An 18,572-nucleotide genomic window follows, 5' to 3' on the forward strand; every position below is an offset into this window, starting at 1 on the left:
CCAATCAAAATCTTCTACAGGCGAGCAGCATCCATTGAGCGTGAGGGAGTGCCGGTGAAGGGGATCATCTTGGCTGGCGGGAGCGGAAGTCGCCTGTACCCGGCCACCCTGTCGGTCTCTAAGCAGCTGCTGCCCGTCTACGACAAGCCGATGATCTACTATCCGCTTGGCGTCCACATGCTGGCGGGCATTCGCGAGATCCTGATCATCTCCACTCCCTGGGACCTGCCGCGGTTCGAGGCGCTGCTCGGCGACGGAGCGAACTTCGGGATCAATTTGTCCTATGCCGAACAGGCCGCCCCGAACGGACTGGCCGAAGCGTTCATCATCGGTCGCGAGTTCATCGGCGGGGACAGCGTCGCGCTCGTGCTTGGCGACAACATCTTCTACGGCGCCAACCTGTCGCAGTTGGTCCAGTCGGCCGCAAAGCTCGAGCAGGGAGCTACCGTGTTCGCCTATGCGGTCGACGATCCTGAGCGGTACGGAGTTGTCGAATTCGACGCCAGTAACCGCGCTCTGTCGATCGAGGAGAAGCCTGCCAACCCGCGGTCTCATTGGGCAGTCACCGGGCTCTACTTCTACGACAATCAGGTCGTCGACATAGCAGCCAAGCTGGCCCCATCCGAGCGTGGTGAACTCGAGATCACCGACGTGAACCGGGTTTATCTGGAGCGCGGACAGCTGAGCGTATCGCGGCTTGGGCGGGGCTATGCCTGGCTGGATACGGGAACCCACGACAGCCTGCACGATGCGGGCTCCTTTGTCCGTACGTTGGAATCGCGGACGGGCTCCAAGCTGATGTGCCCGGAAGAGATCGGTCTCCAGATGGGCTATCTCACCCCCGAACAGATCCGCGTTCGTGCCGACCAGCTCGGCAAGACCGACTATGCCCGCTATCTCCGTCGTTGCGCCGACGAAGTCGCCCATGCTTGAGGTTCGGTCGCTCCCGCTCGAAGGTTTGCTCGAGCTGGTGCCCACCCGCTTTGCCGACGAGCGGGGATTCTTTTCCGAGACTTACAACGCGCAGGTCTGGCGCGAGTCCGGGCTGGTGTTCGACTTCGTCCAGGAGAACCACAGTCTGTCGCGGTCGCCCGGCGTTCTGCGCGGACTCCATTATCAGCTTCCGCCCGCCGCCCAGACCAAAGTCGTTAGAGTGACCCGCGGCCGGATCTTCGATGTCGCCGTCGACATCCGCCGCGGATCCCCCACGTTCGGGAAGTGGGTGGGCATCCAGCTTTCCGCCGAGCAGTGGAACCAGCTGCTTGTCCCGGTCGGATTTGCACACGGGTTCGTCACCCTCGAGCCCGGCACGGAGGTCCAGTATAAGGTGACCCACTGTTACAGTCCTGCCGACGAGCGGGTGATCCGGTTCGATGATCCGGCGATCGGAATCGACTGGCCGGTCGATTCGGTTGAGGTCACGCTGTCGGCTAAGGACCGTTCCGCGCCCCTGCTCGCCGACGCGGAGCTGTTCTCATGACGATGACCGTCATGGTGACGGGCGGCGCCGGCTTCATCGGTAGCGCGGTGGTGCGGCTGCTGGTCGGGCGCGGGTTCCGGGTGATCAACCTCGACAAGCTGACCTACTCGGGGAACCTCGCCTCGCTGAGCTCAGTCGAGGACCGATCAAACTACCGGTTTGTGCAGGCCGATATCGCAGACCGCGCGCGGGTTCAGGCGTTGCTCGAGGAGGAGCAGGTCGACGCTATCATGCACCTAGCCGCCGAGAGCCACGTCGACCGCTCGATCGACGGCCCCGAGGTGTTTGTCTCGACCAACATCGTCGGGACCTTTCATCTGCTCCAGGCGGCGCTGGGCTATTGGTCGGCGCTGAAAGGTGAGAGGCGCGAGCGGTTCCGCTTCCATCATGTCTCGACGGACGAGGTGTTCGGCGACCTGCCGCTGACCGGGCCCGAGCGGTTTCGCGAAGATACGCCGTACGATCCCTCGTCGCCCTACTCGGCTTCGAAGGCAGCGTCCGACCATCTCGTCCGGGCCTGGCACCGCACCTACGGATTACCGGCGGTGATGTCGAACTGCTCGAACAATTACGGGCCGTTCCACTTTCCGGAAAAGCTGATCCCGCTGATCATCCTCAATGCGCTCGAGGGCAAGGAACTGCCGGTCTACGGGGCGGGCGAGAACGTGCGCGATTGGCTGTTCGTCGAGGACCATGCGCTGGCGCTGGAGGCGGTGCTCACCCGTGGACAGGTCGGGGAAAGCTACAATATCGGCGGCGACGCCGAGCGGAGCAATCTCACGGTCGTCGAAACGATCTGCGATCTCGTGGATCGGCGCGGGGCGCTCCTCGGCGGGAAGCCCCGGCGCGCGTTGATCCGCTTCGTGGCGGACCGGCCGGGGCATGATCATCGCTATGCAATCGACGCGTCGAAGATCGCCCGGGAGCTTGGATGGCGGCCCGAGCAGAGCTTCGATGCGGGGCTGGCGACCACGATCGACTGGTATCTGGCGAATGAATGGTGGTGGCGGCCGCTGCGCGAGCGGTGTTACGCCGGCGAGCGGCTCGGGGTCGCAATTTGAGGATCTTGGTGACCGGGCGGCAGGGGCAGCTCGCGCGTGCGTTGGCCGAGGCTTCCGAAGCCGATGGCGCGATCCAACTGCTGTTCGCTGGCCGACCCCACGTGGACCTGGAGCAGCCGGGCCAGCTTGCGGCGGCGATCAAAGCGGCGGCTCCCGACCTGGTCATCAACGCCGCCGCGTACACCGAGGTCGATCGCGCCGAGGACGAGCCTAAGCGAGCAATGCGGGTCAATGGCGCCGCCGCGGGTGAGGCGGCCGAAGCCGCTCGTGCGGCGGGTGCTCCGATCATTCAGATCTCGACCGACTATGTGTTCGATGGCCAGGGCTCGGGTGCGTGGCGCGAGGAGGCGCGGGTCGGGCCCTTGTCTGTGTATGGTCGAACAAAGCTTGCAGGCGAGGAGGCCGTGCGTGGGGTGAGCCCGGATCATCTGATCGTCCGCACCGCCTGGGTCTACAGTTCCTGGGGCCGAAACTTCGTCCGCACCATGCTAGGCGCCGCTGCCCAGCGCGACACGCTAACCGTGGTCGACGACCAGGTCGGCTCTCCGACGAGTGCGGTGGATCTTGCCGGCGCGCTGCTGACGGCCGGTCGACGGGCGCTGCGCGGGGAGGGGCTCGGAAGAACCTATCACTGTGCGGGAAGCGGAGAGACCAGCTGGTTTGGTTTCGCGACCGAGATCATGCGGACTGCCCGCGAGGCCGGGCTGCCGACTGCTGCGGTCGAACCGGTACCGAGCTCGCGCTGGCCGACCAAAGCGGTGCGGCCGAGGAACTCCGTGCTGGACAGCCGTCGCTTTGCCGAGACATTCGGAGTTCGGCTGCCGGAATGGCAGGAGTCCGTAGCTGCGGTGGTCGGGCGGCTGGCAACGGCCTGATGCGGGTTCTCGCCTTCACCAAATATGATTGCGAGGCCGCCAGCACGCGCCAGCGCCTGCTCCAGTACCTACCTACGTTCGCCGCGGCGGGCATTGAGGTGGAGGTCCAGCCGCTGCTCGGGAACGACTATGTCCGGCATCTGGCTTCCGGCGCAGGCTACTCCCGAGCAGCGCTGGCGCGGTCCTATGGCGAGCGCGCGAGGCGGCTGCTCGCCCGACCCGACTACGACCTGCTCTGGGTCTACGCCGAGCTATTTCCCTATCTTCCCGGACGAGCCGAGCGCCTGGCGTTCCGCAGCGGGCGGCCGCTGGTCTACGACTGGGATGATGCATTCTTCGAACCCTACCGCGATCCGCGCCGCCCGTGGCTGATGCGGCTGCTGCTGCAGAACAAGCTGCAACCGCTGATCGCCGGGGCCGGAGCCTGTACCTGTGGTAACGAGTATCTCCGGGACATCGCCGCACAATGGTGCGAGCGCGCGATCATCGTACCCACGGTGGTCGACACGAACCGCTACGAGCCGATTGCGAAGCTGGTTGCGGGTGACCCGGTAGTCATTGGCTGGATCGGCTCTCCCACGACCTGGCCCAACGTCCGCCCATTGCTTCCGCTCATCGCCCGGCTGCGGAAGCAGTGGAACGTTCGCCTGCGAGTTGTCGGCGCTGGAGCCTCAGCCGAGCGCGACCGGATCGATGGCGTCGACTTCATCGAGTGGAGCGAAGAGAGCGAAATCGCCGAGGTACAGGCGATGGACATCGGGATCATGCCACTCGACGATTCACTCTTCAACCGTGGCAAGAGCGGTTACAAGCTGATCCAGTACATGGCCTGCGGACTGCCGACTGTCGCCTCGCCAGTCGGGGTTAACCGAGAGATCGTCACGCCGGAAACAGGGTTCCTCGTCGACGACGAGGCCGGGTGGGCCAATGCGCTGTCGGCGTTGATCCGGGACGCCGACCTGCGTCGGCGGATGGGCGCGGCAGGACGGGCGCGGGCGGTGGAGCGCTATTCGCTCGCGTCGCAGGCTCCGACCCTGGTTGAACTCTTCCGTGATCTCACCTCCAGTTCCGTCGCCTCCCGGACGAGCGAAGCAATTAGCTGATGTGCGGGCTGCTCGGCATTTTCTCGGGAGGGCAGCCGGCGCGCGAAGCGCTCGCAACGATGGCGGGGACGTTGGCGCATCGCGGTCCGGATGACGAAGGCCTGTGGCTCGACCCGGAAGCGGGGATCGCGTTCGGGCACCGGCGGTTGGCCATCGTGGACCTGTCGCCCGCCGGCCACGAACCCATGCACAGCGCCTCGGGGCGGCTGACGGTCACCTTCAACGGGGAGATCTACAACCATCTCGAGCTGCGGCGCGAGCTGGAACGACGCGGACAGGCGCCGGCGGCAGGATGGCGTGGGCACAGCGACATCGAGACGCTGGTCGAGGCGGTCGAGCATTGGGGGCTCGAGACGGCGCTGACCCAGGCCGTCGGCATGTTCGCGTTGGCGATGTGGGACCGGCGCGGCCGCCAGCTCCACCTCGTCCGCGACCGGTTCGGCGAGAAGCCGCTCTATTACGGCTGGGCAGGGCATGACTTCGTCTTCGCGTCCGAGCTGAAATCCCTGCGCGCGCACCCCGCGTTCGCCGCGCCGATCCGGCGAGAGTCGGTCGGGTTGCTCGCCGCACGCAACTACATTCCGGCGCCGCACAGCATCTACGAGGGCGTGTTCAAGCTCGAGCCGGGCTGCGTGCTGACGCTCGACCGGGCGGCGGCGGCAAACCCGTTGCGCGATCCGCCGCGCGTCGGTGGCAGGTCAGGAGGGGCGGTGCTCACCCGCTACTGGTCCTACCGGCAAGTGGTCGAAGAGGGGTTGGCCGATCCGATCCTTGATGAAGCGGACGCACGCGACGCGCTCGAACACGCGCTTGGCACCGCGATCGCCGGGCAGGCGGTGGCAGACGTACCCGTCGGAGCCTTTCTCTCGGGCGGCATCGACAGCTCGGCCGTGGTCGCCATGTACCAGCGACACAGCAACGTGCCGGTGCGCACCTTCTCGATCGGGTTCGAGGAGAAGGCCTACAACGAGGCGCCGTTCGCCCGGGCGGTCGCCGCCGAGCTTGGCACGGTCCATCACGAGCAAATCGTTACCGACCGCGACGCTCGCGACGTCATCCCGCTCCTGCCGTCCATCTACGACGAGCCGTTCGCCGACAGTTCTCAGATCCCGACCTATCTGGTGAGCCGGTTCGCCCGCTCGCAGGTGACCGTTGCGCTCTCGGGCGATGGCGGAGACGAGCTGTTCGCAGGGTACAACCGGCACTTCCAGGCGCCACGGCTCTGGCAGAGTCTGAGCCGGGTACCGCGGCATCTGCGGCAGCTGGCCGGCGCTCCGCTCAGCCGGTTGTCGTCGGACCTGCTGGGGCAGGTCGCGGGACTCGCCGGGCAGCGGCAGGGTCATGCCGGTGCCAAGCTTAAGAAGGCGCTTCGGGTCGCCGGGAGCGCGCGAAGCTTCGACGATGTTTATTCGAGCTTTCTCGACGAGTGGAGCTTCGAAGCCAGCCCGGTGCGCGGTCTGACTGGAAAGCGCCACGCCTGGGATCTGGACGCCGGAGCGGCCGCACCCGACGTGGTGCGAACCATGTATTGCGACGCGGTCACCTATCTGCCCGATGACATCCTGTGCAAGGTCGACCGGGCCGCAATGGCGGTCAGCCTTGAAACCCGCGTGCCCTTCCTCGACCATCGCCTCGCCGCGGTGGCGGCCAGGATCCCGATCGGCATGAAGGTGCGCGACGGTGTCGGGAAGAGCATCCTGCGCGAGCTGTTGTTCGACATGGCGCCGCGAGCCCTGTTCGAGCGACCCAAGGCCGGTTTCGCGGTGCCGATCGGGGAGTGGTTGAAGGGGCCCCTGCGACCCTGGGCCGAGAGCCTCCTCGATCCCCGCCGGCTGGCGAACGAGGGCTGGTGGGAGCCGGCGCTGATCAGCCGCCGATGGCAGGATCATCTCGCCGGGCGGCGAGACTCGACACCGGCGCTTTGGGCCGTGCTGATGTTCCAGGCGTGGCTCGACCAACCGGCTGCGGAGCGCTCGGCCGCAGCCTAGGCGATGCAGCCATGCTCGAGCCGGATGACCTGGTCGCAGCCCGCCACGCTGCCTGGTCGGTGCGAGATGATCAGGATGGTCCGGCCTTCCGCTTGAAGGCTGTCGAGCACGCGAATGACCGCCTCCTCGGTCTCTGCGTCGAGCGCGCTGGTCGGTTCGTCCAGGATGAGCAGCGGGGCTTGCTTGTAGATGGCACGCGCGAGGCCGATCCGCTGGCGCTGGCCACCGGATAGCCTCACGCCTTGCTCGCCGGCGAACGTGTCGAGGCCGTCGGGGAGGGTGGCGAGCCAGGGTCCGAGTTGCGCCTGTTCGAGGGCGCGCATGACCGCCGCGCGATCGATTGGATGGTCGAGTCCGGCCATTGCGACGTTGGCGGCGAGGCTGGCATCGAACAGGAATACCGATTGGGGGACATGGGCGATGTTGGCCTGCCATGCCGGCAGCAGCGCCGGGCCGATCCGGACGCCATCGGCGCTCATCGTTCCGATATCGGGGGTGAGCAGGCCCATGATCAGATCCGCCAGCGTGCTCTTGCCCGAGCCGCTGCGACCGACCAGCGCGGTGCGGCTGCCGACGGGGATCGTCAGCATTACTCCATCAATCGCAGCTTCGGTACAACCTTCGTAGGCGAAGCCTATGTCCTCGAGCCGGAGCGCGGTCCGGAACGGCAGCGGCTGCTCCGGCCGGGCGGCGGCATGATCGGGAAGCGCGAGCAGGCCGACGACGTCGGCAGCGAATTGCCAATGGCCGCCGACCGCGGCGACAGCGCCGTAGATCTGTTGGAGCAGGGGCAGGAGCCGCTGCGCGCCAAGCGCCAGCGCGCCGAGCGCTGGCAGCGCGGCGCCGAGGCCGCCTTGGCGCGACGAGAAGAGCACTGCGACCGCGGCGAGCAGCAGGATGCCCAGTGGCTCGATGAGGAAGCGGGGAGCGGTTCCGAGCAGCGTGACCCTGAGCCGCGCGTCGACGATCTGGCGGTCGACCCGGCGGAACGCTTCCACATGCTGTTCCTGCGAGCCGTCGATCAGCACGTCGCGAATGCCGCCGAGGCTCTCCTGGACGAGCTGGATGCGGCGGTCGTAAGCGCTCCCGAGCTTGCGACTGTCGGCCGTGAGCGGACGGCGCGCAAGCAGCGACAGAGCGCCATAGGCGAGCGCGAGCAGCACGCCAGCCACCAGCACGAGCGGCCCGCTGATAACGAGCAGCCCGGCGACAATGCATGCGGCGAGGACAAAGGCCACCAGCGCACGCAGCGATGGCAGGAGCACGACAAAGGTCAGCACCTGCACCTTCTCGAGCGCCGCCAGCGCGCCGCTGGAATGATGACGCAGGTGCCAGGCGTAGGGTTGGGCAAGCAGGCGTCGCTGGACGAGCAGGTCGAGATCGTGACCAGCCTCGAGCACCGTCCGGTTGCTCTCCCATTCAAGCAGAAGCCGGATCGCCGAAGCGGTGACGACCGCGCCGACGAACAGCATGGCGGCGGCGAGTGGCGGAAGCGTGGGGAGCAAGTGAAGCCGCTGCGTGGCCGCGCCAGTCAGCCCGGAGACGAAGGGGACGACGGTACCGAGAGTCACCAGCTCGGCCGCGCCCCCGAGCAGCATGAGCAGGAGCAACAGCAGGAGCTCGCGTCGGCGGGCTGCGGGAAGGGCGGCCAGCAGCGAGCGCAGCAGCGTCATGCTGTGGGGGGCACCGGCGCTTCGGCGCCGCCCGGCGAAGGATCATCCGCGGCAAACCGCTGGATGAAGAGGGCGGGGCGGCAGCGGACCGCCAGCAGCAGCAGGGTCGGCAGGATCATCGTCAGCAGGATGTCCTTGAACCCCTCGCCATATTGGTGCGCGGGGTCGGGCCAGCGCTCGACCCAGAGGTCGTTGATCTCGTTCAGAATCTCGAGGCCGAACACGATCAACCAGGGCCGCCAGCGGCCGATGTCGGTCCGTAGGAAAAGCGCCAAACCCAGTTGCAGCCCGACGCCGACGAGGACGTGGAGCGCATCCATGTCGAAACCGGTCGCATGTTCGAGGAACTGCTTGAACGGATACCAGATGGGCATCGCAGATCAGCGATCGATCGCTGCGGCAAACGATTTCCGGATAGGCATCGGCGATTGCCTCCTCACCGGATGCGCCGGGAACAGTGGTCCTGCCGTCGCAACTTGGCCGAATTGTCGAGCGAGCCGCTCGGCTACTACCCGCGCCCCGAGGTCGAGGCCAAGTTCAAAGATGCCGCTGACCACCATTGTCTTTCCTATGCTGGGATGATTGCTGCAGCGCAACAGCAGGCGGTTGCGCTTTTCTTGCCACATCTTGGGACGGCCGAGAGCCAAGCCTTGCGTCAGTTCTTGTTAAGGCACGGACCCTTAAGTATAGGCGCTGACGGGGTTCCCCGACTCCTGGGTTTAAGTCCCGGAAAGTCGGGGGAGAAATCGTCTCCGGCCGATCCGGTGACCCGGCGCGGCGGCGGCGGGCGTTTGGGGAGGGACCGGGTATGGCAACCGCACTTGTCGATGTCTTCCAGCAACAGCCGGAATCGTTTGATCGTCTGATCCTGCCAATGGACTATCGTCCACATGAGGACGAGGAGTTCATGTGCGACCGGCATCGTGCTTATTTCCTCCGCAAGCTGCGGGACTGGAAAGAAGCGATCGTCGAGGAGTCGCGGGCGACGATGGCTCAGCTGCAGATCGACTCTCTGCGCGAACCGGATCTCGCGGACCGTGCGTCTAGCGAGACCGACTGGGGTATCGAGCTCCGGACCCGCGACCGGCAGCGCAAGCTGATCGCCAAAATCGATGCGGCGATCCGCCGTCTCTACGCCGGCGAATATGGCTATTGCGACGTGACCGGCGAGCCGATCTCGCTTGGCCGGCTCGAGGCGCGGCCGATCGCCACCATGACCCTCGAGGCGCAGGAAAAGCACGAGCGTATCGAGCGGATCAGCCGCGACGACTGACGCTGTTCGTAAAAGCGGCGCGATCCCCGGGGAACGCGCCGCTCGATTGGTCAGGGGATGGTGATCCGGGCCGCTTGGATCGTCACTGGTTCGGCCCGGCTTCCCTCAGGTCGCCGAAGAGACCGTCAGTTCGGGGCGATCCCGAGCATATGGTCCTTGATCATCAGCTTTTCGCGCTTAAGGCGATTCAGCAATTCATCGTCTGGATGCCGCCGGTGCTCTTCCGCGTCGATCATCGCGTGGAGCGCGGCATGCTTATTTGCCAGCGCGTCTGCCTGTGGTTTCTCCATCGGGTCCGTCCTTCCTTGAAGAGTGACGATGCCCGACAATAAACCACGGATCGCCCCTTTTGTCGCGAGTCGAATCATCCATTCAGCGTCTCAATTCCCCGGCCCGTCGTTGATGACGAAGCGGCCTTGCTGAGCTAATCGACGAAGCCATGAACGACGACGATCCCTCCGCCAAGATCGGCGAATTGCGGGCCGAGCACGCGTTTCTCGACGAGCGGCTGCGCGCGGTTCAGGCCGATCCAGAGGGCGATATGCTGGAGGCCGCGCGGCTCAAGAAGCGCAAGCTGCTCCTCAAGGACCGGATCTCGCTCCTGCTCGACCGCTCAATCCCGGACATCATCGCCTGAACCGCCCAACCTGTCCCGCTGGGGCACAGCGGCAACGGTTTTCAACCGAAGGACGTTTTCCGGCTCGTTCGACAATGCCAGAATGAATTCCATGGACGAATCGCCCATCCAGGCCCGGATCACCCCGAGGCTCATCGAGTCGCTTTACACCGAGGCGATGGTGCTGGCCGACGAAGCGCGTGCCTACTTCGACGACAATGGGCGGTCCGAGCGGTCGGAGCTCGACCCCTTTGTGCGGGTCGGGTTCGCCTGCGAATCGCTCAAGGTCACGACTCGGATCATGCATATCGTCGCCTGGCTCCTGACCCAGCGAGCGATCGAGAGCGGCGAGATAGAGCCTGGTGCAGCGAAGCGGCCGGAACGGCGGCTCGGTCGAGCCGGAGAGAGCGATAGCGAGATCTTCCCCAAGCTTCCGCCCGCCGCGCAGCGGCTGATCGGCTCGAGCATCGATCTCTATAATCGCGTTCGGCGGCTCGACGAGGAGGGTGTGCAGGACGCGCCCCCGAGCAGCCCGGCTCGTGCGCTGATGGGTCGGCTAGAACGCGACTTCATCTGGCAGCGCTCCTGACCGGACGGATTGATAGCCTCCGGGCCGACTAGGCAAAAATTACCGGCGGGAAAAAGCTGCCGACCCCTGCCACCCTATAATAAGCTTCGTGCGGCCCCGTGCCGTGCTTGCATGGAGCAGGGGTAGGCCAGGGTGAGAGAGGTGGTGGCGAAGATCGGCGCGGCGAGGCTGGCGCTGATCGGGGGAATCGCCATCGCCGCACTCGTTTCCCTGGCCTATTTCCGGCTCGGCGCGGACTCGGGCCCGATGGCCTATCTCTTCACCGATCTTGAGCCCTCGGCAGCGCAGTCGATCGCCGACAAGCTGTCGGCTGAAAAGGTGCCGTATCAGATCTCGCCCGACGGAACGGCGATCATGGCGCCGCAGTCCAGACTGGCCGAGCTTCGCATGAGCCTCGCCGGCGACCGCTTGGGCGGCAAGGTTGGCTATGAAGTGCTCGATCAGCAGCAGCCGTTCGGCGTCGCCGCCTCGCGCGCCAGGCTCGACGAAACGCGCGCGATCGAAGGCGAGCTGGCCCGCTCGGTGCGGACGCTCGACCATGTACAGGGCGCGCGCGTGCACATCGTCATGCCGGAGACCTCGCTGTTCTCGACCGAAAGAAGGCGCGCCACGGCCGCGGTGACGGTGAAGACCAGCTCGCGCCTGTCCGGCGAGAATGTCCAGGCCATCCGCTATCTCGTTGCCTCATCGGTGCCGGAGCTTGCGCCGGACAGCGTGTCGGTGATCGACCAGACCGGCGCATTGCTCGCGCGATCGGGCGATCCTGACGCGATCAACGCGGCTGATGCTGACGAGCGGCAGCAACAGGTCGAAGCCAAGCTCCGCCAGCAGGTCGAGAGCCTGCTCGAGCCGATCGTCGGGGTCGGCAAGGTCCGGGCGGAGGTCGCCGCGCAGATCGACCGTGACCAGACCCGGGAGGAGGCAACCGTTGTCGACCCCGACAAGCAGGCCATTGCGCACCAGGTCAGCGTCGAGAGCAACGATCAGGACAGCCAAACGAGTGGGAGCGTCGGCGGCCCGGCCAGTATTTCGACCCAGTTGCCTGAGAACCCGAAAGCGGGCGCAAGCGCCGCCGGCGGCGATGGCAGCCAGTCGAAGAAGGCGGAGACCAGCGAGGACACGACTTGCGACCCGGAGAAGGCGCAGTTCACCACCTTCGTCAACTGGCAGATCCGCGGCGAGCTGCAGGGGCTTCGTTTCCGCCTCATGACCGACCAGCGGCCCTCGGCCAAGAAGGTGGAGGCGACCACCGTCTCGCTCCACTCGGTGGCGCTCGGCACCGAGGGCGAGGAGACCACGCTGGAAGCACTGATCGTCGACGAGGAGGCGCTCGAGCGGGTCGAGGCGGGGGCATCGGCGCACCTGGCGACCAAGGCCGCGACGGCGCTGGTCGACGGCTACATCAGCCGCAATCGCGAGGCGGCGGTGCAGGCGCTGCGGCGGCAGCTGCCCAAGCGCGTGCTGGCCCGGCTGCGGAGCGACGGGCCGCGGCTCAAGAGCGCCATGCTCGGGCTCGACCCGGCCGACCTCGAGCGGATCGACCGCAAGCTGGAGCGCGATCGCCACATCCTGCTCAACCGGGTGTTCGGCAATCTCGAGGACGAGTTCGACCTAAGCATCAGCCGGGAACAGGTGCGCCAGACGGTCCGCCGAGCGGCCCGGCAGATCGCCGAGCTGGCCGGCAGCGAGCCGCGGTTCCGGGTCATGGCCGAGCTCGCCGGACCGCAGTTCGCCGGCCATGCCGCGCACGCCGAGGCGGAGACCGTCACGACCAGGCCGCCGGTGATCGAGGGCATCCGGCGCCCGGCACCGGCGCTGTCGCTGGTGTCCTCCTCTCCGTTCCCGCGCCCCCGACTGGCCGCGTGACGCTTGCCACGCGGGGTGCGGCAGCCTAGCTGCGCCCCGTGTCCAAGCCTTCCCCAGCTCCGTTCGACAAGGCCAAGATCGTCGCCGAGAACCGGCGTGCCCACTACGAATATTTCGTGGAGGAGCGGTTCGAGGCGGGGATCGAGCTGCGGGGGACCGAGGTCAAGAGTCTCCGCACCGGCCAGGGCTCGATCGCCGAGAGCTATGCGGCGGTCGACGGGGAAGAGGTGTTCCTCGTGAACAGCTCCATCCCCGAATACAAGAACGGCAGCTGGCTGAACCACGAACCGCGCCGCCGCCGGCGGCTTCTGCTCCGCCGACGTGAAATCAACAAGTTGCAGGGCGCCGTTGCGCGGCAGGGGCTTACGCTGGTGCCCCTGTCGGTGTATTTCAACGGCGCGGGCAAAGCCAAGGTCGAGCTGGCTCTGGCGAGAGGCAAGAAGGTGCACGACAAGCGCGAGACGGTGAAGGAGCGCGACTGGAAGCGCGAGCAGGGCCGGTTGCTGCGGGACCGCGGCTAGTGAGCGTGCTCGCGGCCGGCACCAAGTTCGTCCGCCGCCATCTCCCGCGCCGGGAGACGATCCACCAGTATCGGCTGCTTCGGCCCTTCGCGCGACACCTGTCGCACCCCGCGCTGTGGCGGCTCAACCGCCGCTCGGTTCCCCGCGGCGTGGCGATCGGGCTGGGGATCGGGATCATCATCCCGTTCATGCACACGGTCGTCGCGGCGCTGATCGCCCTGCCGGCCCGGGCCAACATCGCGGTGGCGGCCGCCTTCACGCTGTTGGTCAACCCGTTGACCATCCCGCCGCTCTATTACGCCGCCTACCGGGTCGGCCGGTGGGAGCTTCATACCGACGTCATCGTCGATCCTGCGCAGGTCGACCGGCTCGGCAGCGAGCTCAGCCGTTTCCTCTTCTGGCTGCATGCCGCGTCCGGGCCGATCGCGCTCGGCATCCTGACCATCTCGCTGGGAGCGGCGCTGTTCGGCTATGCCGGAAGCAAGCTGGTGTACCGGCAGCTGGTGCGTCGCCGCTGGCGCGAGCGGAGGCTGTCCCGGCGCGGGCCGTTCGTCGACGCATGAGCGCTGTTCGTCGACCAACCCGACCCCATTTCACAACCATTCGCCGAGAAGCCGACCGTTGATTGGCTGGAGAGAAGCCCGATGAAATCCCTTTCGATGTTGCTTGCCACCACCGCGCTGCTCGTCGGCTGCGCCAGTCAGTCCGAACGGCCGATGGCCATGGCTCCCGCTGCGATGCCGGCCGAAGCGGCGGCACCGGCGCCCATGCCCGCCGCCGCGCCCAAGCCACAGTATGGCAGCTTCGGGGTCGACACGGCCGGAATGGACCGGGCCGTGCAGGCCGGCGACAACTTCTACCAGTTCGCGAACGGCACCTGGGCACGGACGACCCAAATCCCGGCGGACAAGTCGAACTACGGCATGTTCACAGTGCTCGACGACCTGTCGCGCGACCGCACCCGCCAGATCATCGAGGAACAGGCGAAGGACCCGAACAGCCGCATCGGCGCCGCGTACCAGAGCTACATGGACGCCGCCGCAGTCGAGACCAAGGGACTCGCCCCGTTCAATCCCTGGCTGAACCAGATTCGCGGGCTGAAGTCGCGGGCGCAGTTGCCCGACCTCTACGCCGCCGCGGCGCAGCTGCAGATCGGGACCCCGTTCGCCAGCTTCGTCGGCCAGGACGACAAGCAGCCCGACCAGTATATCCTGTCATTCGCCCAGTCCGGGCTCGGGATGCCGGACCGCGACTATTACCTGTCCAAGGATCCCAAGCTCGCCGAGACCAAGGCGCGCTATCTGCAGCATCTGACCACCATGCTGACGCTGGCGGGCGAGCAGAACGCCGCAGCGCGCGCCCGGGCGGTGCTGGCGTTCGAGGACCAGATCGCCGCGGCGAGCTGGACCAAGATCGACAGCCGCGACGCGACCAAGACCTACAACAAGTACAAGCTGTCGCAGCTGAAGACGCTCGCTCCCGGCTTCGACTTTGGGCGCCTGATCGAGAAGAGCGGTGCGCAGGGCGTCGACAATCTGATCGTGGCCCAGCCGACCGCGGTGACCAAGATCTCGCGGCTGGTCGGCGCGGCGCCGCTCGGCGTGCTGCGGGACCAGCTGCTTGTCCGCTCGCTCGATGCCTATTCGGCCTACCTTCCGGCCTCCTTCGACAACGAGAATTTCGCCTTCTATGGCACGACTTTGTCGGGCACGCCGCAGCAGGAGGTGCGGTGGAAGCGGGCGGTGAATTTCACCACCGGCGCGCTCGGCGACGATGTTTCGAAGCTCTACGTCGCGCGCTACTTTCCGCCGGAGACGAAGGCGGCCGCCGACCAGCTGGTCAAGAACGTCATCGCCGCAATGGACCGGCGGATCGACAAGCTCGACTGGATGAGCGCCGGGACCAAGGTGAAGGCGCACGCCAAGCTCGCCGCCTTCACCCCCAAGATCGGCTATCCGAGTCAGTGGCGCGACATGAGCGGGCTGCAGATCGACCGGGCGGACCTGCTCGGCAACGCGATGCGCTCCAACCGCTTCGACTATGACTACAACGTCGCGAAGCTCGGCAAGGCGATCTACAAGTGGGAATGGGGCATGACCCCGATGACGATCAACGCCTATGCCAATTTCGGCATGGTCGAGATCGTCTTCCCGGCCGCCATCCTGCAGCCGCCGTTCTTCGATCCGAACGCGGATCCGGCGGTGAACTATGGCGGGATCGGCGCGGTGATCGGACACGAGCTCAGCCACCACTTTGACGACCAGGGCGCCAAGTACGACCTCAGCGGCCGGCTGACCGACTGGTGGACGCCGGCGGACGTGGCCGCGTTCAAGAGCCGGCTCGACAAGCTGGGCGCGCAGTACGACGCCTACGAGCCGCTGCCGGGCATGCACGTCCAGGGCAAGCTGACGATGGGCGAGAATGTCGCCGACCTGGCCGGCCTGACCGTCGCGCATGACGCCTATCTCGCCTCGCTGAACGGCGCCGCGCCGCCGGTGATCGACGGGACGACCGCGGACCAGCGCTTTTATCTCGGCTGGGCGCAGGTGTGGCGGCGCAACTATCGCGAGGCGAACCTGCGCCAGCGGCTGCTGACCGATCCGCACAGCCCGAGCGAGCAGCGCGGCAACATCGTGCGCAACATGGATCCTTGGTACTCGGCGTTCGACGTCAAGGCGGGGCAGAAGCTGTATCTCTCCCCGACCGACCGGGTTCGGATCTGGTAAGGGGACGGGATGCTTCACGCCGAGCTCGCCGCGATCGATGCGGAGCCGCTTGATCACGGCGGGCCTTGGCTCTTCCCCTCGATCGCCGGGGCGGGGCTTGCCAGCCTTGCGCTGATCGCCTGGGTGGTCGGATCGCCGCTGGTCGCGGGCGTGCTGGCGGTTGCTGCGCTGGGCGCGATGGCCGGGCTGTGGGTTCTTGCGCAGCGATCGGCCGTGCCTCCGATCGTCGCCGAGCCGCTGAGCGGAGGCCCGTCCGCGGACTTCGCACTGGTGGGCGCCGCCTTGTCGATGGTGGGCGATCCGGCGGCGATCACCGACGGAATGGGCACGCTGCTTTCCGCCAACGGCCCGTGGCGGGAGCGCTTCGGGCCGACGCCGCCGCGCGGCATCGGGCGCGACGATCATGCGCGCGAGGGGATCGAGCTGGCGCGCACGCTGGCGTGGCGGGACGGCTCCGGCTGCGCGGCGAACATCGATACGGCCTCGGGGTCGATCGCGGTCGAGACCGAGCGGGTCGGGGTCAACGGCGACCAGCTGATCTGGCGGGTCCCGACCCGTCCTTCGCTGGACCCGATGTCGCGAGCGGTGTCGCAGATCTCGGGCACGCTTGGCGAGCAGCTCGCCTCCGCCGGGGTGATGGCGGCGCTGGCGGACGACCAGGGCAAGCTGCGAGCGGCCAATGCGCCATTCTCCGTGCGCTGCAAGCCGGCGGACGGCGCCAACCTCGAGGAACTGCTGGTCCCGCTCGAGGGTGGGTCGGTGCGTCTCGCGAACGAGGGAGACGGCGGGCAGAACCTCCACGCCATCCATGTTCCGCTCGATCCCAGCGGGGAGGGCCGGGCCGGGACCTTCCTGCTGTTCCCGGCCCCGGAGGCCGCTAACGTCGCCAGCACCGGCAATGTGCAGGCCCTGCTCGACGTCCTGCCGATCGGCCTTGCGCTGGTGAACCGCGACGGTCGGTTCATCACCATGAACAAGGCGTTCCAGGTAGCCGGCGGGATCGGCGAGCGGCCGCCGAGCTTTCCCGGCGATCTGGTGGTGAAGGAAGACAAGGCGGCGGTCGCGGACGCGGTGCGCCGCAACGCCCGCGGGCCGGCCATGTCGGGCGATCTGGCGGTCCGGCTGAACCATCTGCCGGGAGAACCGGTCGCGCTGACGATCGCCGGGCTGCGCGGGCTCGGCGAGGCGGTGGTCCTGCTGCTGCTCAAGGACAATAGCGAGGAGGCCAAGCTCAAGCGCCAGATCGCGCAGGCGACCAAGATGCAGGCGGTCGGACAGCTCGCCGGCGGCGTCGCGCACGACTTCAACAACATCCTGACCGCGATTATCGGCCATTGCGACCTGATGCTGATGCGCCACACGCCCGGCGACAGCGACTATGACGACATCCAGCAGATCAAGTCGAACTCCAACCGCGCGGCGGGGCTGACCCGCCAGCTGCTCGCCTTCTCGCGCCAGCAGACGCTGCGGCCGCAGGTGCTGCAGCTGCCTGACGTGGTCAGCGAAGTATCGCACCTCCTCAAGCGACTGCTCGGCGAGACGGTGGTGCTGAACGTCAAGCATGGACGGGACCTCGGCTCCGTCCGGGCCGACCCGGGCCAGCTCGAGCAGGTGATCGTCAACCTCGCGGTAAACGCCCGGGACGCGATGGCGGGAACGGGCGGCGGCACGCTGACCATCCAGACCTATCCGGTGCGCGCCGACCAGGTGGCCGAACTGGGCTCCGAGATCCTGCCGATCGCCGACTATTCGGCGCTCAGTATATCCGACACCGGCTGCGGAATCCCGCCCAACGTGCTCGGCAAGGTATTCGAGCCGTTCTTCACCACCAAGGAAGTGGGCAAGGGCACCGGGCTCGGGCTCTCGACCGTCTACGGCATCGTCAAGCAGTCGGGCGGCTTCATCTTCGCCGAGAGCAAGGTCGGGGAGGGGACGAGCTTCGTCATCTACCTGCCTGTTCACCGCGAGGAGAAGAGCAGCCGTCGCGAGGCGCCGGTCGAGAAGGTCAAGCAGGAAGAGCTGTGGGGCACCGGCACTGTCCTGCTGGTGGAGGACGAGCCGATGGTCCGCACGGTCGCCGAGCGCGCGCTGACCCGCCAGGGCTACCGCGTGGTCACCGCCAACAATGGCGAGGAAGCGCTCGAGATCCTCGACAAGGGTGACGAATTCGCGCTGCTCATCAGCGATGTCGTGATGCCGGCGATGGATGGGCCGACGATGGTGCGCGAGGCGCGCAAGAGCCGTCCCGACCTCAAGGTGCTCTTCATGTCGGGCTATGCCGAAGAGCAGCTCCGCAAGTCAATCGACATCGCCAATGTCGCCTTCCTGCCCAAGCCTTTCTCGGTGCAGGAACTGGCCGAGGCGGCGCGGCGCACGCTGGCTGCTAAGTAGGTTGATGAGATTTGACTAGGCGAGTTGCCGTTTGCCGCTTATTTGCCGGCCTGTGACCGACATCCGTTCCATCCTGATCGTCGAAGACGAACCCCTGATCGCCATGATGCTCGAGGATTTCCTCGACAGCCTCGGCCACCGGGTCGTGGGCATCTGCGACACCGTCAAGGACGCGCTCGGGCATGTCGAGAAGGGCGGCTTCGACTGCGCCGTGCTCGACGTCAACCTCAAGGGCGAGAATGTCTGGCCCGTCGCCAAGGCGATGCGCGAGAAGGAGCTTCCGTTCGTGATCGCGAGCGGCGGCCATGTCGAACCGCCGCCGGCCGAGTTCGCGCAGGTGCCGATGATCGAGAAGCCCTACACGATCGACCGGGTCACGCCGGCGATTGAGAAGGCCATCGCCGGCTAGG

Annotated in this window: 18 protein-coding genes; 15 read left to right on the forward strand and 3 right to left on the reverse strand. The window is 66.8% G+C overall.

All coding sequences use genetic code 11. The features are described 5' to 3' along the window. The first annotated feature begins 54 nt into the window (after window positions 1-54). From rfbA to asnB, 6 genes are read left to right on the forward strand one after another with little or no spacing between them, the layout of a single operon-like run. Window positions 55-933, forward strand: coding sequence for a glucose-1-phosphate thymidylyltransferase RfbA (gene rfbA / locus HMF7854_RS08125; protein WP_126718642.1), 879 nt, complete (start codon window positions 55-57; stop codon window positions 931-933). After that, a complete protein-coding gene (gene rfbC / locus HMF7854_RS08130) occupies window positions 926-1,480 on the forward strand; it encodes a dTDP-4-dehydrorhamnose 3,5-epimerase (protein ID WP_126718643.1) in 555 nt (184 codons plus the stop codon). Before rfbA ends, rfbC begins: the two co-directional genes overlap by 8 nt. Window positions 1,481-1,482: 2 nt before the next feature. Continuing rightward, window positions 1,483-2,541, forward strand: a complete 1,059-nt coding sequence (gene rfbB / locus HMF7854_RS08135) for a dTDP-glucose 4,6-dehydratase (RefSeq protein WP_126720132.1) — start codon at window positions 1,483-1,485, stop codon at window positions 2,539-2,541. Continuing rightward, the gene (gene rfbD / locus HMF7854_RS08140; RefSeq protein WP_275402003.1) at window positions 2,478-3,416 is read left to right on the forward strand and encodes a dTDP-4-dehydrorhamnose reductase; all 939 of its coding nucleotides are present in this window, start codon (window positions 2,478-2,480) and stop codon (window positions 3,414-3,416) included. Before rfbB ends, rfbD begins: the two co-directional genes overlap by 64 nt. Next, a complete protein-coding gene (locus HMF7854_RS08145; protein WP_185829207.1) occupies window positions 3,416-4,519 on the forward strand; it encodes a glycosyltransferase family 4 protein in 1,104 nt (367 codons plus the stop codon). The genes rfbD and HMF7854_RS08145 overlap by 1 nt, the downstream gene beginning before the upstream one ends. Next, window positions 4,519-6,507 carry an asparagine synthase (glutamine-hydrolyzing) gene (gene asnB / locus HMF7854_RS08150; RefSeq protein ID WP_126718646.1) on the forward strand — a complete coding sequence of 663 codons (1,989 nt, stop codon included), beginning with the start codon at window positions 4,519-4,521 and terminating at the stop codon, window positions 6,505-6,507. The genes HMF7854_RS08145 and asnB overlap by 1 nt, the downstream gene beginning before the upstream one ends. On the opposite strand, the gene HMF7854_RS08155 is transcribed toward asnB, so the two are convergent. Beyond that, complete coding sequence (locus HMF7854_RS08155; protein WP_126718647.1) at window positions 6,504-8,180, reverse strand: ABC transporter ATP-binding protein; 1,677 nt, start codon at window positions 8,178-8,180, stop codon at window positions 6,504-6,506. The genes asnB and HMF7854_RS08155 overlap by 4 nt on opposite strands. Continuing rightward, window positions 8,177-8,554 (reverse strand): hypothetical protein, encoded by a 378-nt coding sequence (locus HMF7854_RS08160; protein WP_126718648.1) that lies wholly within the window; start codon window positions 8,552-8,554, stop codon window positions 8,177-8,179. The genes HMF7854_RS08155 and HMF7854_RS08160 overlap by 4 nt, the downstream gene beginning before the upstream one ends. Window positions 8,555-8,988: 434 nt before the next feature. On the opposite strand from HMF7854_RS08160, the gene dksA reads away from it, so the two are divergent. Next, entirely contained in the window at window positions 8,989-9,453 is a 465-nt protein-coding gene (dksA, locus tag HMF7854_RS08165; RefSeq protein WP_126718649.1) for an RNA polymerase-binding protein DksA, read from the forward strand. A 125-nt stretch (window positions 9,454-9,578) separates the two neighbouring features. On the opposite strand, the gene HMF7854_RS08170 is transcribed toward dksA, so the two are convergent. Beyond that, a complete protein-coding gene (locus tag HMF7854_RS08170; protein WP_239016899.1) occupies window positions 9,579-9,821 on the reverse strand; it encodes a YdcH family protein in 243 nt (80 codons plus the stop codon). A 71-nt stretch (window positions 9,822-9,892) separates the two neighbouring features. Here HMF7854_RS08170 and HMF7854_RS08175 point away from each other — a divergent pair, with 71 nt between their 5' ends. The 8 genes from HMF7854_RS08175 (at window position 9,893) to HMF7854_RS08210 (ending at window position 18,571) form a co-directional block, all read left to right on the forward strand. Continuing rightward, on the forward strand, window positions 9,893-10,090 hold the full coding sequence (locus HMF7854_RS08175; RefSeq protein WP_126718650.1) for a DUF465 domain-containing protein: 198 nt from the start codon (window positions 9,893-9,895) through the stop codon (window positions 10,088-10,090). 91 nt (window positions 10,091-10,181) lie between these two features. Beyond that, complete coding sequence (locus HMF7854_RS08180; protein WP_126718651.1) at window positions 10,182-10,658, forward strand: DUF1465 family protein; 477 nt, start codon at window positions 10,182-10,184, stop codon at window positions 10,656-10,658. A 144-nt stretch (window positions 10,659-10,802) separates the two neighbouring features. Continuing rightward, complete coding sequence (gene fliF / locus HMF7854_RS15740) at window positions 10,803-12,524, forward strand: flagellar basal-body MS-ring/collar protein FliF (protein ID WP_239016900.1); 1,722 nt, start codon at window positions 10,803-10,805, stop codon at window positions 12,522-12,524. Window positions 12,525-12,562: 38 nt separating this feature from the next. Next, window positions 12,563-13,045 carry an SsrA-binding protein SmpB gene (gene smpB / locus HMF7854_RS08190; RefSeq protein ID WP_126718652.1) on the forward strand — a complete coding sequence of 161 codons (483 nt, stop codon included), beginning with the start codon at window positions 12,563-12,565 and terminating at the stop codon, window positions 13,043-13,045. Then, window positions 13,045-13,608: a DUF2062 domain-containing protein gene (locus HMF7854_RS08195; protein ID WP_185829209.1), complete on the forward strand. Its 564-nt coding sequence runs from the start codon at window positions 13,045-13,047 to the stop codon at window positions 13,606-13,608. The genes smpB and HMF7854_RS08195 overlap by 1 nt, the downstream gene beginning before the upstream one ends. A gap of 81 nt (window positions 13,609-13,689) precedes the next feature. Beyond that, complete coding sequence (locus HMF7854_RS08200) at window positions 13,690-15,771, forward strand: M13 family metallopeptidase (RefSeq protein WP_126718654.1); 2,082 nt, start codon at window positions 13,690-13,692, stop codon at window positions 15,769-15,771. Window positions 15,772-15,780: 9 nt separating this feature from the next. After that, window positions 15,781-18,162, forward strand: a complete 2,382-nt coding sequence (locus HMF7854_RS08205; protein WP_126718655.1) for a response regulator — start codon at window positions 15,781-15,783, stop codon at window positions 18,160-18,162. A gap of 52 nt (window positions 18,163-18,214) precedes the next feature. Next, window positions 18,215-18,571: a response regulator gene (locus HMF7854_RS08210; RefSeq protein WP_239016901.1), complete on the forward strand. Its 357-nt coding sequence runs from the start codon at window positions 18,215-18,217 to the stop codon at window positions 18,569-18,571. Window position 18,572: the final 1 nt, after the last annotated feature.

This window comes from Sphingomonas ginkgonis, assembly GCF_003970925.1.
In the GTDB taxonomy this organism is placed as follows: Bacteria; Pseudomonadota; Alphaproteobacteria; order Sphingomonadales; family Sphingomonadaceae; genus Sphingomicrobium; species Sphingomicrobium ginkgonis.

Excerpts from the sequence above, each read along its gene's own strand:
- rfbC (WP_126718643.1), top strand. The coding sequence starts at position 926 with ATGCTTGAGGTTCGGTCGCTCCCGCTCGAAGGTTTGCTCGAGCTGGTG.
- rfbB (WP_126720132.1), top strand. The coding sequence starts at position 1,483 with ATGACCGTCATGGTGACGGGCGGCGCCGGCTTCATCGGTAGCGCGGTG.
- rfbD (WP_275402003.1), top strand. The coding sequence starts at position 2,478 with ATGGTGGTGGCGGCCGCTGCGCGAGCGGTGTTACGCCGGCGAGCGGCT.
- HMF7854_RS08145 (WP_185829207.1), top strand. The coding sequence starts at position 3,416 with ATGCGGGTTCTCGCCTTCACCAAATATGATTGCGAGGCCGCCAGCACG.
- asnB (WP_126718646.1), top strand. The coding sequence starts at position 4,519 with ATGTGCGGGCTGCTCGGCATTTTCTCGGGAGGGCAGCCGGCGCGCGAA.
- HMF7854_RS08155 (WP_126718647.1), bottom strand. The coding sequence starts at position 8,180 with ATGACGCTGCTGCGCTCGCTGCTGGCCGCCCTTCCCGCAGCCCGCCGA.
- HMF7854_RS08160 (WP_126718648.1), bottom strand. The coding sequence starts at position 8,554 with ATGCCCATCTGGTATCCGTTCAAGCAGTTCCTCGAACATGCGACCGGT.
- dksA (WP_126718649.1), top strand. The coding sequence starts at position 8,989 with ATGGCAACCGCACTTGTCGATGTCTTCCAGCAACAGCCGGAATCGTTT.
- HMF7854_RS08170 (WP_239016899.1), bottom strand. The coding sequence starts at position 9,821 with ATGATTCGACTCGCGACAAAAGGGGCGATCCGTGGTTTATTGTCGGGC.
- HMF7854_RS08175 (WP_126718650.1), top strand. The coding sequence starts at position 9,893 with ATGAACGACGACGATCCCTCCGCCAAGATCGGCGAATTGCGGGCCGAG.
- HMF7854_RS08180 (WP_126718651.1), top strand. The coding sequence starts at position 10,182 with ATGGACGAATCGCCCATCCAGGCCCGGATCACCCCGAGGCTCATCGAG.
- HMF7854_RS08200 (WP_126718654.1), top strand. The coding sequence starts at position 13,690 with ATGAAATCCCTTTCGATGTTGCTTGCCACCACCGCGCTGCTCGTCGGC.
- HMF7854_RS08205 (WP_126718655.1), top strand. The coding sequence starts at position 15,781 with ATGCTTCACGCCGAGCTCGCCGCGATCGATGCGGAGCCGCTTGATCAC.